The sequence below is a fragment of the Candidatus Spechtbacterales bacterium genome (assembly GCA_040879145.1).
In the GTDB taxonomy this organism is placed as follows: Bacteria; Patescibacteriota; Minisyncoccia; order Spechtbacterales; family 2-12-FULL-38-22; genus JAWVZY01.
On record JBBDKX010000035.1, the window covers coordinates 55,711 to 70,523 of the forward strand.

Below are 14,813 nucleotides of genomic sequence, written 5' to 3' on the forward strand. Positions count from 1 at the left end.
AACACCCCAAACCTTAAGAACGAACTACATTATAGCATTTATGTATAAAAAAGTCAACACCCACGACACTATATAGAATGAATTCCTCATTAATTTTCAAATATGCTATAGTAGAACATATGAGTGATACAAAAAATACTAACTCTCTAACCAAAAAACAAAAGGAGGCGGTAGAGTCCAACTCGCCGGCAACAATAGTTATAGCCGGTCCGGGTACAGGAAAAACTCACATACTTGCCTCGCGCATAGAGTATTTAGTTGAAAAACAGAATATTTCTCCTGAAAATATTCTCGCGCTTACGTTTTCAAAAAGCGGCGCGTCTTCTATGAAAGAGCGGGTAGTTAAATTTCTGGGGGAAGAGGGTTACAAAATAACAATAAACACATTTCATGGTTTTGCATCTTCCCTGTTTGAAGAAGATCCCGAAGTATTTGAATTCGGACGAAACTTAAAAGAAGCAACAGATATAGACCGCGGAAAGATAATAGAAAATATAATTGACGAGCTTACCGAAGAAAATAAATTAAAAGCCCTGCACTCCCCTTACGACAGATATTTTTACTTTAAAGATATTTCAAACGCGATAAAGCAAATAAAAAAAGAAGGCATCAGTGTTGAAGAATTTAAAAAATCAGTTGAGGACTGGCAAAACAGACTGGACACAATGCCCGACGAAGAAAAACTCTCAAGCCGTGGGCCAACAAAGGGAGAAGTTAAAAAAGTATTTAAAGACGAACAAAAGCAGATAGACAAAAACCGCGAGCTTGCACTTGTATATGAAAAATACGAAGAGGTATTAAAAAAAGACCACAAGTTTGATTATGAAGATATGATAATACGCGCCATAAACGGCCTTGAGAAATCAGAAGATTTACGCCACGACCTTCAATCAAAATACAAAGCAATTTTAGTAGATGAATATCAGGACACCTCAGGGGGTCAAAACAAACTCTTCTTTCTGCTAATTTCCCAAGACCCTAACATATTTGTTGTCGGAGACGATGACCAGGCAATATATCGCTTTCAGGGAGCAACAATAGAGAACTTCCGCCAGCTTATACAAAAATTTCCGGATGCAAACATAATAAGTTTAGAAGATAACTTCCGCTCGCCACAACTTCTTTTAAACGCGGCGCTAAACATGGTGCAGGTAAACGAAAAACGTATTACCCCTGAAATGGGCCTACCTGATAAGAGTCTTTTAGCGCATGGCGAATATAAAGATTCTCAGGATATATCTATAAGTGAATTTGAAAACGATATGGCGGAACACTCATTCCTTATAGAAAAGATACAGGAATTAAAAAAGGAAGGCGCGGAGTGGCACGACATTTCCGTTATTACCCGTACAAACAAAGAGCAGTCTGAAATATCCGAAATATTACGCCATCACGGCATGCCTGTATTTATCTCAAGCGACAAAGACGCTCTCGATGAGCCCCGTGTCTCTTCTCTTTTTGCCATGGCGGCAGCGTGTATGAATCCGTTTGATAACGACAACCTGCTTGAAATGCTTCTTCATCCCGCAACCCCTATGGTGCGTGAAGATGTATGGAAAATACTGGAAGCATATGACAAAAAAACAGATAAATCTCTCTATTCCGTGTTTGGGCGGCTGTTAGACGACAGTAAATTCTCCAATACCGATGCCGCGCAAAAAACTTACGACATTATCCACGAGCTTTCGGGTTCACACACAACAAAAAGCGGAGCGCACTGGTTTAAAGAGGTGTTGGATAAAACAGGTTTTCTTGAGTGGGTACTCACACAGGAAGAATATCCCTACATTCTTGCCAACATACGCGCGCTTACAGACGAAGCAAAAAGAATACAGGCGGGAAACCCGGGCTTTAGAATGCGCGATATAATGGAGCATTTCCGCTCGCACCGAAGGCTGGGCATACCCCTCAAACCCACACTCGCGGATTTTGCGTTCAACAACGCGGTTCAGGTTATGACAGCGCATAAGGTAAAAGGGCTTGAGTACAAAAACGTATTTATAGTTCACGCTGTTGAGGCAAGTTGGTCAAAAAAACAAACGTCCAAAGGACTAAAGCTTCCTGAAGGTGTTCCAGTGCCCGAACAAGACGCCGAAGACGACAGAAGGCTTTTCTATGTTGCTTTAACCCGCGCCAAAAATAAAGTTTTTATAACCTACGCCAAAACATACACGCGCGGAATTGACGGCATGGCAGAAGACGCGCGCCAAACCCAGCCATCTCTGTTTATAGAAGAACTAAAAAAACACATAAGTTACAAGGCAATAGAAAAAGAAGTAGAAGACTACCTTGTAAAAAGCCTGCGCGAACCTGGGAGCTTCGGCAATCTTGAACGCGAAATAGTAAAAAATATCGTAACTGCCCCCACCTACGCGCTAAACCCCACAAGCTTCAACTCATTCTTGCGATGCCCAAAAGGATTTTTATATGAAAAAATACTTCAGGTACCCACAGTTCAGAGTTTTTCTTTAACCTATGGAAATGCTGTGCACTGGGCGCTGCAACGACACTTTCAGACTCCTCAAAACAAAAGAAGCTTTGAAAATATACAAAAACTTATAAACCGGTACATAGACGAAAACTCCACATTAAGTGAGGCTGAAAATAAAAAAATGTCAGAACGAGCGAAAGAAAACCTTGCCGATTACTGGGAGTATAATTTAAAAAATGAAGCTCAGCCGGTTGCGGTTGAATACAGGTTCAGGCGCGGTTCTATGGCATGGGAAGACGTGCGAATTGCGGGCAACATAGATAAAGTATCCCTTATTACAGGGAATGATGTCCGGCTTGTGGATTATAAAACCTCTGAAAAACATAAAACCCAAAACGCGATACTCGGTAAAACACAGGACAAAAAAGCTCCCGATATGCACAGGCAGCTTATGTTTTATAAACTTCTCGCCGAAACAAGCGATATCTTCACTTACTCACCTAAAGAGTTCATGTTGGATTTTGTGGAACCTAACGTGCAGATAGTAGTGCCTGTAGAGCAAGACGCCTACCTGGAATTTAAAGAAACGCTCAAAAACGCATGGGGTTCAATACAGACACTTGAATTTCTGAATGAAGAGGGTTGTAACGAGTGCAAATATTGCAAGTTAGCTTCTTAGGAATTAGGCTTTAGCTTTTTAGGCAAAAATAAAAACGGGTCACTGCACCTGCCTGCGCCGAGTGAAGCGCGGCAGGCAGGGTGACCCGCTTTTTTATGTACTAAAACCAATAAGTCCTATAAGTCCTATTGGTCCTATTGGTCCTCTTTGTGTGAATTTATCAGCTCAGCAGTACCTGCCTGCCAAAGAAAAAAAGCTATAATAGAAAACCAGATAAGGCTAAACATATTTACTCCGGCAAAAACCAGATAACCCAATCCAAACACAATAAACGCGTGGCTTACAGACACCGCGGCAACAAGCCCCTTGTGCCTATCTTTTGTAACCGCCCAGGCTATAGAATGAAACACTCTTCCTCCGTCCAAAGGAAACAAAGGTAAGATGTTAAATACTCCTACAATAAAGTTAAAATAAAGAAGGAGTTGTAAAACAGGGATTGCAATCCCGGGAATATCAAAAAAATGGTCTGAAAGCAAAATAAGTCCGACCAAAGCAAAACTTGCAAGCGGGCCGGAAAATCCGATTAAAAATGCCTGAAAAGGCTTTTTACCCATGTGTTCAAGGTGTGCCCCCATGCCAAGAAACATAACGCGTATCTGCCTGCATGGAATTTTAAACATCCTACCTGTAAATACGTGCATAAACTCATGCGTCAAAAGGCTCAAAAAAGCAAGGAGGGCGAAAACACCGACACCTACCATGCTTGTAATTACACCCATCCCCCACCAAGCGAAAATACCCATAAGAAACAACGCGTCAAATCCGGCAACTATATCAGTGCCAAAAAGTCTAAAGCGCATTTAGTACCTGCCTTTCTGTTTTTAAAAATCTACTGCATAGCGTACCACAAAAAAATTGCAATTCAAACTAAAAATACTCTGCCATGGCAGAGTATTTTTAGTAAAGTCCTTCCAGTGGGTCATTATCCTTTGGCTTTCCGCGGGCAGGAGAGGCATTTCTGCCGTATTCCTGAAAATAGTAGGCAATCATCCCCCAGTTAAGTTGGTGGTAAAGCTTCATTAAATCCTGCTCTATTTTGTTGGGCGCTATATGGTTTGTAAGTTTGAGTTTTCTGGCTACGCGCTTAACATGCGTATCTACAGGTATTCCCTCCGCTTTGCCATATAATCGGTACTGTACGATATTTCCTGTTTTGCGCGCGACACCCGGCAATTTTACCAGTTCATTTATATCATTGGGTATCCTGCCCTTGTAATCATCGCGTATAATTCTCGCGGAATTAACCACATTCTTGCCTTTTGTTTTATAAAAATTAATTGATTTTATCTCACTCTGAAAAGTTCTTATATTGGCATCAGCAAAATCATCTACATCCTTATATTTTTTAAACAATTTATCAGTTACGTTGTTTACATGATTATCCGTTGCTTGCGCGGACATAATAACAGCGGCTAAAAGCTGCATGGGTGTTGCAAAGTTCAACTGAATACCGGCATTTGGATATGCTTTCATAAGATGCTTTAGAATTCTCAAAGCGCGTTTTTGTTTTTCTTGAAAAATTTCTTTAGGCATAGATTTTGTTCGCTAACGCTCACGAAAAGTATAAAGTATTCAGTATACAGGGGGTGCTTTGTAATTAGATTTGCTGAATACTCTATACTATATACTGCATACTTGAACGAGCGTGAAACATAAGTTCTAAGCTTGCATGGCGAAGCGTCCGCTAATTTAACAAAATAAAACTACATGTTAAGATATTCATCCCACTTGCGATAAAGCTCGCGAGTAGCTATTACATCGTAATAATTATATTGCGCAATCTCCTTGTATCTTTTATCATGAAAGGCTTTAGGAACATCCTTTCCCTCTATTTCGCCTTCCCTTTTTGGGCTTTCAATCCCGAACGCCTGTGCGGCAAAATGGAGCTTAGGTTTTCTGAACATAGCGCCATAAAAAGTAAGCTGGTCCTGTAAATCTATATGTTTCGCTCCCCTCTGGAGTGGCAAATACCTGTTGCTCAGTAAATTTTGCGTGGGCTTAATACCGTGCACAGCAGAGCGTATCATAAGATAAGGAATATCAAATCCCCTGCCGTTAAAAGTAATAAAGCAATCATAATGACTGGCAACATCCCAAAAGCGTTCTAAAATCTCCGCCTCCGTCCCCACGCGGTATTTTACGCCCTCGTCCTCCCAGTCCTCCATGTCCTCATCCGGTGCCTGAAAATAAACCGCGCCGTTATCATCTCCGTCTAAAATAGCAACAGATACTATCTCGCCCAAAAAAGGAGAAAATGGAAAGCCCTCTTTTACACTCTCAAGAGATTTTTCAAGATCCTCCTCTGTACGCGATTCCCTCTCAGCCCACTCATTAAAAATTTCCTTTGATTTTTCATCAAATTCATCATAGGGTTTACCCACTGTTTCTATATCAAGCACTAAGTAGTTCATGGTTTTATTCGGTTTCGCCTCCTAAAACAGGTTTTAGGTATCAGCTATTAGGTACTGCACCAGTGTAATACCTATTACCTGCGATGCTATGCAAGCCTATTTATATGTTATCACTAAAACAGGTACATTCCAAATCAATTGCCGGTACTAACCCAAAAAAGGCTCAAATGAGCCTTTTTAAATGTTTCAACCTACCTACGCCAATGCTTCGGCAGGCAGGCGCCGTGCCTCATGTTGAAACGTTTATTTTTCTTCTTTACCCTTTCTTTTGTGGAAAAAGTCTTCCAACAACCACGAACTTGACTGCACTTTATCGCCAAGATTGTATACCATTTTACATCCTATCTCTTCACACACGTCGGATTCAGGAGTGTTGTGCTCTTTGCGGTCTCCGCCATTTCCAAAAATAGCCGGCTTCACTTTGCGCAAAGCGTCGGCAACACTCATATCTTTCGGGTTTTTAGGATGCTCTGTAATAAAAACCCTGTCTACCACCTCAAGGGCTTCTATTATATAGGCACGCTCCTCTTCAGGCATAAAGCCATATCCCTTTTTTTCTTCAAGCCAATTATCATTATTCAATATTACAACAAGCTCATCTCCAAGCTTTTTTGCCTCCTTAAACAGCTGAACATGTCCCTTGTGTAGCGGGTCAAACCCCCCACTTACGGCAACTATGGTCTTTTTATCTTTTTTATTCACCATCTTTATGTGTATATAACTTATCAACTTGCGCGAGAAGTTCTTCCCGTTCCTCTTCTGTTAAATTCATCTTTTCAATATATTCTTTACCACCCTCTTTATAATTCAGTAAAAACTCGTGCACATATTCCCTTATATCGCCCTGCCCGCCAAATGCTTCTTCTATATCAATATTTAGCTCTTCTGTTACTTTTCTAATTTGTTTCAACGCGTAAGCCCAGGCATCACGCTCGTCTTTGCTTTGAAGTTTTTCAAACAACTCCGCATCAGATGTGTCTCTCGAAAGTAACAAACGCTCTTTTCCTACTATATGCGCTAAGTGTTCTTTTTGAGTATTAAACGCCAGAACGTGTCCTATTTCATGCAAAACACTCAGTGCGTATTTCCAACCCTCGCTTCTTGCCTCTTCCGTATCTATCCACACCTCCTTTCCGGAAGCCCATGCAAATGTTCCGAAATCATTGTTTTCAACAATCTTCCAACCTTCAGGTAAAAGTTCGTTTAAAACAAATTTTTTACCCTCCGCATTTTCCAGTTCAACAATAACTTCGCCTTCTTCATTTTCTTTCATTCTAAAAACACCGGCTTCGTTTTTAAGCTCTATATCTTTTAACTTTTCGGATGGAGATTCAAAAGTTTTCATAGAAATATACAGATATATATAAAGAGGGGGTTCCGATCTGTTTTATTTAGTTTGCAAAAATTCTTTTAACTTCGTTAGCGCCAAATACCTGTGGCTCATTTTATTTTTTTCCTCATACGGCATCTCGGCATATGTTTTATTATAACCTTTTGGCTGAAAAATAGGATCCCACCCAAACCTTTCTCCTGCGGGTTTTACAATGTTGCCCTCTACGTCTCCTTCAAAAAAATGGATATTATCTTCGCCGTTCGCGTATCCTACTATCAATTTAGCTGTCGCTTTTGTGTTATCCAGTTTATTTACAAAGTCATATATACCCTCAGCACCCAGAGACTGTAAAAACCATTTTATAAAAGGTCCGGGAAGCTCCCCTCCCAAAGCGTCAAACACCAAGGACACATCATCCACTATAAATTCCCCTTCGTGGTGGCGCATTGCCTCGTTAAGTTTTGCCTTTATAACATTGTGCGCGTCTATGTCCTGAAGTTCTGGCAGGTCTATATCCAGCTGTTGCATATCAACGTCCAAAATCGCCTTCGCCTCTTCAAACTTATTCTTATTGCTTGTTATAAAATAAAGCATAGTTTTATTTACACAACATTATATCAAACTTTAATACAGAGTTTATTTTATATTTCTTATTTTAACCCTTTATAAAATGATTTTCACTCATTGACATATTTTACTTTCGATTATATAATAATACTACCTATCGTTCTTTAGACAAGGAGTGTCATAATGTCCACATTCGGAACATGCGCGCTATGCAAAAAAGGTGGCAAGGGAGGAGTCTTAACAAGTGGCGATATCTACAATGATGGAAGTCATGTGGGTATCTCCCCTCCTCCACTTGCATTTTATTGCTCAGATTGTACAAAAAAGCATCCCGAAAAAATCCCTAATTTTGAGGATGAGATAGACCGGGCTTTTGCTAAAAAGGGTCTGTGCGGTTTCCTTGAGGCCTATGTGGGTCACTGCAGAAATAGTAAACCATGTGACCTGCACAACGAACAAAAATGCTGGAAATGCAGCAAACCCGCAACGCGCAATTGCACCAGCAGCGCATTGAGCTTTGTGTGTGGAACACCTGAATGCGCGGAACACTCACACTCAGAAACACATTAATGTGCACCTGTTTTTACCAAAAATAACAAATTGTACCTCAAAAACCACGGGTTTAGCCTGTGGTTTTTTAATTATTTCAATCTATAAATTCAAACCTTTTTATTTTTTTGCCATCCAGCTCAACCTCTTCTGTAAACATTTCAAGCGGGCGCGCCCACAAACCGCCCTCGTCATAAAGCGCGCGGTAAACCACTAATTCCTCAAGCGTCTCAGAATGCCGCGCTGTGCCAACAACTTCGTACTCCCCGCCTTTGTAATGCCTGTATTTTCCTAATTTTATTTTTTCCATAAACACTATCCGCCTATGCGAGCACTTCCCCCCGCACTACCCTCATGCTTGTTATGTTCAGGCGCGTCAATAAGCCCGCACTTTTTATATTTGAGTCCGCTACCACAAGGACAGGGGTCATTACGCCCAATGTTTTCAGCATTTTTAGGTTTTGAGCCTTCTGACGATTGCTTACTGTTATCTGTTGTCTGTTTATTAGAAACTATATTCTGTGCCACCCTTTGTGCTGTATGGTCGTGACTATGGTCGTGTTGAATATTTATTTTAAATAAAGAGGTAACTATCTGTGTTCCTATAGATTCCAGTAAAGTGTGGTACAGGTTTATCCCTTCGTTTTTATATTCAACAAGAGGGTCGCGCTGCGCGTATGCGCGAAGCCGCACATCCTGCCGCATATAATTCATAGCATCCAAATGGTCCATCCAAAGCACATCTATACTGCGTAAAACAAGCCATTTTTCCGCTCTGCGCATAGTTTCAGCGCCAACCTGCTCTTCCCGCGCGCGCATGGCGTTTGATATCGCGCCACGCACAAATTCCTCTACTTTTGCGCGCGCTTCTGCCGGGTTTTTAACAGAATCGGCTACTTCTGTAAGTTTTTTGGCAAGGTCGCCTTCCACAGGTAAAATGCCTTCAATGTCCGCGGAGATTTCTTTTATGTTCCACTGCTCTTTATACTCGGCTCCGATATGATAATCAAACATCCGCTTCAAATGGTCTTCAATATATCCCTCAACCACTTTTTTTGTCTCATCTCCTTCTGCCGCCAAAACCTGATCACGTTTTTTATATATAGTTTCTCGGTGCTTGTTTAAAACCTCGTCATAATCAAGCAGTCGTTTTCTTGTATCAAAGTTCATACCCTCTATCTTTCCCTGCGCGCTCTCTATCGCGTTTGAAACTATCTTATTTTCTATCGGCTGGTCTTCAGGTACCTGAAAACGTTCCATTATATTTTGTATCCTGTCTCCTCCAAAGACACGCATAAGTTCGTCTTCCAAAGAAAGGTAAAACTGCGAAGAACCCGGGTCTCCCTGACGCCCCGCCCTTCCCCTTAACTGGTCATCTATCCTGCGTGCTTCGTGGCGCTCAGTTCCCAAAACATGCAAGCCACCCGCATCTTTAACGCGGTTTGCCGCCTCAACATCGGGAGGGTTTCCTCCTAATATAATATCCACTCCACGGCCCGCCATGTTGGTAGCAACTGTTACAGCCCCCTCGCGTCCCGCCTGTGCCACAATAGAACCCTCTCTCTCATGATTTTTAGCGTTTAAAACTTCATGTTTTATGCCCTCTTTTTGCAAAAGACGCCCCAAGTATTCGTTCTTTTCTATGGATGTAGTACCTATTAATATGGGTTGCCCTTTTTCGTTCCTTTCCTTTATGTCGCGTAACAATGCCTTATACTTACCCTCTTCAGATTTAAAAACAAGGTCGGGCATCTCCTTTCGCACAAGTGTTTTATTTGTAGGAACAACTACTATCTGTAGCTCATAAACGCGGTCAAACTCTTCCGCGCTTGTAATAGCGGTTCCTGTCATACCGCTAAGTTTGTCGTACATGCGGAAATAATTCTGGAACGTTATAGATGCTAAAGTGCGAGACTCCTGCTGTACAGACACCCCCTCTTTTGCCTCTATCGCCTGGTGCAAACCTTCCGAGTACCTCCTACCGGGCATCATGCGTCCCGTAAATTCATCTACTATAATAACCTCACCCTCACGCACGACGTAATCCTTATCTTTTGCAAAAATAACATGCGCTTTAAGCGACTGCTCAAGATTATGAACATATCTTATACCTCCTCCCGCCGCGGGGTCGTAAAGGTTCTCAACACCTAAAGATTTTTCAATTTTCTCTATTCCATCCTCAGTTATACTCACCGTCTTTAACTTGTGGTCCACAGTATAATCCTTTTCTTCTTTAAGGCTTGGAACAACCTGCGCGAAAGTTTTATAAAGTTCCGTGCTTTCAGTATCAGGAGTTGAAATTATAAGAGGGGTTCGCGCCTCATCTATTAAAATACTGTCTATCTCATCTATAATTGCAAAATTATGACCACGCCATGAGCCATCGGGCATTTTTCGGGTCTGTACTTTTTCTTCAAGTTTTTGCGCGAGGTTGTCGCGCAGATAATCAAAACCAAACTCATTGTTTGTGCCATAAGTAATATCGGCGGCATATGCATCTCTTCTTTCAGCGGGACGAAGGTACTCATCTTCCACCTTAAACGCACCCAAAGTGTCACGCTCTTCGTCTAATTCCTCGGGGTCTTCTTTCGTATTTTGCGAAGCATATTTCTCATCATAAACATGCGCACCCTGGTTTGTAATAACTCCAACAGTCAGCCCAAGCCCCGCGTACACCTGTCCCATCCAGACAGCGTCACGCTTTGCAAGATAATCGTTTACAGTTATCACATGGACCCCTTCGCCACTTAAAGCGTTAAGATATATCGCGGAAGTGGAAGAAAGTGTTTTTCCTTCACCCGTTTTCATCTCTGCTATTTTTCCCTGGTGCAAAACAATACCTCCCAAAATCTGCACATCGTAATGACGCTGTCCAAGCGTGCGTTTAGCCATTTCCCGCGCAACCGCAAAAGCCTCCGGCAAAATATCGTCCAGAGTCTCCTCTTTTTGCAACCTCTCTTTAAACTCCTCCGTCTTTGTGGCAAGCGCCTCAACAGAAAGAGCTTCTGTTTCCTTTTCCAGCTCGTTTACGCGCCCTACTATCGGCTCCAGTTTTTTAACTGTTTTTTCGTTCGGGTCGCCCACTATTTTTTTAAAAATTGACATGTGTTTAGGTTTTAGGTATTAGGTATTAGGTATTAGTTATTAGGGATTAGGTTTTTCTAATTCCTAACTCCTAATTTCTATTACCTCTTTCTTTTCTTTACTAATTTGCTTATCTCAAACCATATCTGCAAAAGTATCATATCGCGAATGGTATTGCTGGGTTTAGTTACATTTTCAATATCCCCGTTCTTTATCGCGTTTACTGTCGCCTCTATAGTCTTTTCATCGGTGTCCAGATAGGCATAGTTTCTATCCATGTGGTTGTTATACAAATAATGCGTATCGGAGGTCGCCACAAAAGGAAGTTCATTTTTTAACGCGAAACGCATTGCCTTTTTGTTGCGGTTAAATACGCGCGAATAATACCATGAGTGTTCTACCGCGTCATATAAATTAACATATTTTTCAAGATAACCCTTAAGGCTGAAGTTCCCGTAAAAATACGGGTGTGCCGCGATAACAGCTATCTCGCCTCCTCTTTTTTTTCTGTACTCTTTAAGGTCGTCAAATGTAAAAATATCCTCGGCGTCTTTATCCGCGTTTATAACTAAGGTGTGATACCCTTTCCTGTACCCGTTTCGCTTAAGCTTTTTTTCTTCAGCTATTGTAAGCTCTATTCCGGGAATAAGCAAAATGCCCTTTTCCTCGGCATATTCCGCGTGCTCTTTTGTCCAGGCAAAATAATTATGGCAGGTTACAGCCAAAACCTCAAACCCCAGAGAAGAGGCGTGGTCTATCCCTTCCTTTAGTGTATATCCCACAAGGTCATGCGGGTCTTCAGCTGTGTGAAAATGTAAATTTGTTTTTAATCTCATACCAGTTAAGCTCTTATTATATTATACCTATATAAGGTTTTAAGCAAAAAATCCGCTCCGATGTACATCGGAGCGGATATGGTTCAATCAACAAAAAGCGTGAGGCAGCGAACACCCGCGCCACTCTTTTTAAATTCGGAGGTATATACAGGAATAACTTTATAACCAAGTTTTTCCACAAAATAGATAACAGAGAAATATTCCGGCTGGTATCTCACTAGCTCCTTAAATCTCACATCGGTATTCTTGTCCTCTATGGGACGTCCAAGAGCGCTTAGTTCAAAAGACTCTTCACTGTAATTACCAAACGAGACATTCAAAAGGAATGTATCGTCCACAAAAGCACTGTTACAGACAAACTCATCTGCAAGAGAGCTGTGTACTTTTAGCTTTTCCACCTTATAAAGATTCTGTATCTTCTCATTACCCTCATCATTAAAAGCTGCCGGATAATATATAACCCCCTCTTTTTCTGTTCCGCGCAAAGACATAAGGCATGTATCCAAATGGTAAAACTTGTCTCTCATGGCAAGTTTTAAATACACAACAGGTCTTGTCGGTAAAAGCATTCTTCGCAGATACTCTCCCACCTCAGGAGAAGAGCGGGAGCCGTGCCCCAAAAGCAAGTATCCGTTAAGGGCTATAGCGTCTCCCTGTCCCTCAAAAAATACATTGTCGGGCAGTTCAAACACATTTTTACCCAGAGATTTCAGTATTTTTTTGAAAAACTCCTTCTCTCCACGCCTTATGGGCTGGCGGTAATTACTCAAAACATATTCGGCATCCCCCAGTCTTGCGCGACTCGCGCCCCATGCGCCGTTCGCGGTAAATATCATGTCCCAGAACCTGGGCTCCGGCTCCATATCATAAACGGTCAAACCCAGCTTGGTGTAGAGGTTTCTAATCGCCACCCACTGCTTCCACGCTCTCGCGGGTTCTGGCTGGTCGTCGGGGTCCATGCTGCTGTTTTCAATAGCGGGGATTTCATAAAAAGCCGGCGGACACATAATTACCGTCCGCGGCGTCTTGCTGATATTTTCCATATCAGACATAAGGTCCGCCTCCTTTTAAGTTACTAAATATCACAGTACTACATATACAGGCCCTGAACAAGATAAAAAAGAGAAACCCCAGGGGGTTTCTCTTTTTTAAATAAATGGGAAAACCGGTTTTCCCATTTATCTGCCTGCCCCGTTAGATGCGCAGCTATCTAATGGGGTCATATATGTCCTATAAGTCCTACAAGTCCAAGACATATATGTCCCATTGGTCCTATAAGTCCTATCTGTCCAATCTGTCCTATCCGTCCTATAAGTCCTATATGTCCTATTCGTCGTCTCTCTTTACAAGCCTGCTAAAACGCAGCATGCGCTTTAAAGCTCTCTTGCCCTTTTCAGACTGGGCGTTCTTTTTACCTTTAAACTTCTTAATTTGCCTTTGCATGTCATCTTTTGCTTCATCTACCGCTACATACAAGTCCCATTGTTCGCTTACAGAACGTATAACGTGTTTGCTTCCCGGCACTGCCAGGTTTATTTCCGCCCTGTAAAGATCGTCTCCCTTGTTGTGGTGGTTGCTGTCTTTTCCTACTTCCACATCTATTTCAATAGGGTCGTGCTGCCCTTCGTCTGTCGGAGCGTCTCCGATATTCTGTAAAAACTTATCCAGCTCTCCCATTCTTTTTTCAACATAACTCTTAATTGCCTCTGTTAACTCTATGTTTGTAGATTTTATATTTATTCTCATAATTTTTATCCCGATACCGCCCGAATCTTTGATTCGCTTGCGGTATCGTGGATCCTCGACGCTATAACAAAATCAAAGATTTTGATAGCGTCGGGATTCGCTAACACTTACAAAAAATTTTTAAATTTAAAATTTGAAATTCTCTTACGGAGTCTTCGGCGGGCTGAGCGCAACCACCTACCATAACACCCAAACAAGGTGTTAGCCTAAATATTGTATTTCTTCTTCTATTACTATACCGAATTGGTGAAGGACAGATGATTTTACCAGTCCTGCTAATATTGTAACATCTTCCGCTCTCGCTGTCCCGCTCTTGTTAATAATAAAATTGGGATGCTTTTCGCTCACTTCCGCTCCTCCCACACGCTTTAATTTCAATCCTGCCTCATCTATAAAAAACGCTGTAGCTACTTGTCCGTCCCGTATTGCGTGTTCAATATGGGGATACTTTTTTATAATATGCTCTTCTACTTCTTTTAAATCCTTCCGTTTAAATATGCTTCCCGAATTGCCGTACTCCATAGGATGTTTTGAACGCCTCCACTCTACAAGCTCGGCAACACGTTCCAAAAGTTTAGCGCGGTCTCCCTCTTTTAGTTCCATCTCAGCCGAAAGTATAATATGTCCGGGCTCTTCTTTAAATATGCTTGTTCTGTATTCAAAATTACACTCGCTGTTTTTAAATTCTTTTATTTCACCGGCGGGAGTAACCGCCTTAACACTCTTTATTACATCTTTTATTTCACCGCCAAACGCTCCGGCATTCCCACGGATTGCTCCGCCAAGCTGCCCGGGTAAACCTCCCGCCCACTCCAGCCCCTCCATGCCTTCACTCGCTGTCTCTTCCACAAGAGCGCGCATCATTACTCCCGCCTCAGCGCTAAGAATATTATTTTTTAACTCGTAATTATCATTTCTTATCGCGACTATAACGCCGCCATACCCCTTATCCGAAACAAGCACGTTACTGCCCCCTCCCAAAATAAAGTAGGGTATATTTTTCTCTTTAGCAAAAGCGAGCGCTTCCAAAACATTGTCCTCGCTCCTACATTCAGCAAAATAACGCGCGGGTCCGCCTATTTTATAGGTTGTGTGAGAAGCAAGGTTTACGTTTTCTTTAATAATCATAGTTTTTGTCCCGATACCGCCCGAATCTTTGATTCGCTTGCGGTATCGT

Annotated in this window: 13 protein-coding genes; 1 reads left to right on the forward strand and 12 read right to left on the reverse strand. The window is 41.8% G+C overall.

Going from position 1 to position 14,813, the window contains the following annotated elements; genetic code table 11:
- Positions 1 to 119 precede the first annotated feature (119 nt).
- Positions 120 to 3,110 (forward strand): ATP-dependent DNA helicase, encoded by a 2,991-nt coding sequence (locus WDZ40_03860; GenBank protein ID MEX0877961.1) that lies wholly within the window; start codon positions 120 to 122, stop codon positions 3,108 to 3,110.
- 134 nt (positions 3,111 to 3,244) lie between these two features.
- Here the strand turns inward: WDZ40_03860 and WDZ40_03865 are convergent, their stop codons facing one another.
- The 12 genes from WDZ40_03865 to murB form a co-directional block, all read right to left on the reverse strand.
- Positions 3,245 to 3,910, reverse strand: a complete 666-nt coding sequence (locus WDZ40_03865) for a site-2 protease family protein (GenBank protein ID MEX0877962.1) — start codon at positions 3,908 to 3,910, stop codon at positions 3,245 to 3,247.
- Positions 3,911 to 4,007: 97 nt separating this feature from the next.
- Positions 4,008 to 4,643 (reverse strand): endonuclease III, encoded by a 636-nt coding sequence (nth, locus tag WDZ40_03870; GenBank protein ID MEX0877963.1) that lies wholly within the window; start codon positions 4,641 to 4,643, stop codon positions 4,008 to 4,010.
- A 170-nt stretch (positions 4,644 to 4,813) separates the two neighbouring features.
- Complete coding sequence (locus tag WDZ40_03875; GenBank protein MEX0877964.1) at positions 4,814 to 5,521, reverse strand: ribonuclease H-like domain-containing protein; 708 nt, start codon at positions 5,519 to 5,521, stop codon at positions 4,814 to 4,816.
- A 243-nt stretch (positions 5,522 to 5,764) separates the two neighbouring features.
- Positions 5,765 to 6,226, reverse strand: a complete 462-nt coding sequence (locus WDZ40_03880; protein ID MEX0877965.1) for an adenylyltransferase/cytidyltransferase family protein — start codon at positions 6,224 to 6,226, stop codon at positions 5,765 to 5,767.
- Positions 6,216 to 6,866: a hypothetical protein gene (locus WDZ40_03885; protein MEX0877966.1), complete on the reverse strand. Its 651-nt coding sequence runs from the start codon at positions 6,864 to 6,866 to the stop codon at positions 6,216 to 6,218. The genes WDZ40_03880 and WDZ40_03885 overlap by 11 nt, the downstream gene beginning before the upstream one ends.
- Positions 6,867 to 6,908: 42 nt before the next feature.
- Positions 6,909 to 7,448 carry a non-canonical purine NTP pyrophosphatase gene (locus tag WDZ40_03890; protein MEX0877967.1) on the reverse strand — a complete coding sequence of 180 codons (540 nt, stop codon included), beginning with the start codon at positions 7,446 to 7,448 and terminating at the stop codon, positions 6,909 to 6,911.
- Between the two features lie 619 nt (positions 7,449 to 8,067).
- On the reverse strand, positions 8,068 to 8,280 hold the full coding sequence (locus tag WDZ40_03895) for a DUF1653 domain-containing protein (GenBank protein MEX0877968.1): 213 nt from the start codon (positions 8,278 to 8,280) through the stop codon (positions 8,068 to 8,070).
- A gap of 5 nt (positions 8,281 to 8,285) precedes the next feature.
- The gene (secA, locus tag WDZ40_03900; GenBank protein ID MEX0877969.1) at positions 8,286 to 11,075 is read right to left on the reverse strand and encodes a preprotein translocase subunit SecA; all 2,790 of its coding nucleotides are present in this window, start codon (positions 11,073 to 11,075) and stop codon (positions 8,286 to 8,288) included.
- Positions 11,076 to 11,155: 80 nt separating this feature from the next.
- A complete protein-coding gene (locus WDZ40_03905) occupies positions 11,156 to 11,890 on the reverse strand; it encodes a PHP domain-containing protein (protein MEX0877970.1) in 735 nt (244 codons plus the stop codon).
- An 83-nt stretch (positions 11,891 to 11,973) separates the two neighbouring features.
- Positions 11,974 to 12,942 (reverse strand): hypothetical protein, encoded by a 969-nt coding sequence (locus tag WDZ40_03910; protein ID MEX0877971.1) that lies wholly within the window; start codon positions 12,940 to 12,942, stop codon positions 11,974 to 11,976.
- A gap of 274 nt (positions 12,943 to 13,216) precedes the next feature.
- Positions 13,217 to 13,636 (reverse strand): ribosome-associated translation inhibitor RaiA, encoded by a 420-nt coding sequence (raiA, locus tag WDZ40_03915; GenBank protein MEX0877972.1) that lies wholly within the window; start codon positions 13,634 to 13,636, stop codon positions 13,217 to 13,219.
- Positions 13,637 to 13,837: 201 nt separating this feature from the next.
- Positions 13,838 to 14,764 carry a UDP-N-acetylmuramate dehydrogenase gene (gene murB, locus WDZ40_03920; protein ID MEX0877973.1) on the reverse strand — a complete coding sequence of 309 codons (927 nt, stop codon included), beginning with the start codon at positions 14,762 to 14,764 and terminating at the stop codon, positions 13,838 to 13,840.
- Between the last annotated feature and the right edge of the window lie 49 nt (positions 14,765 to 14,813).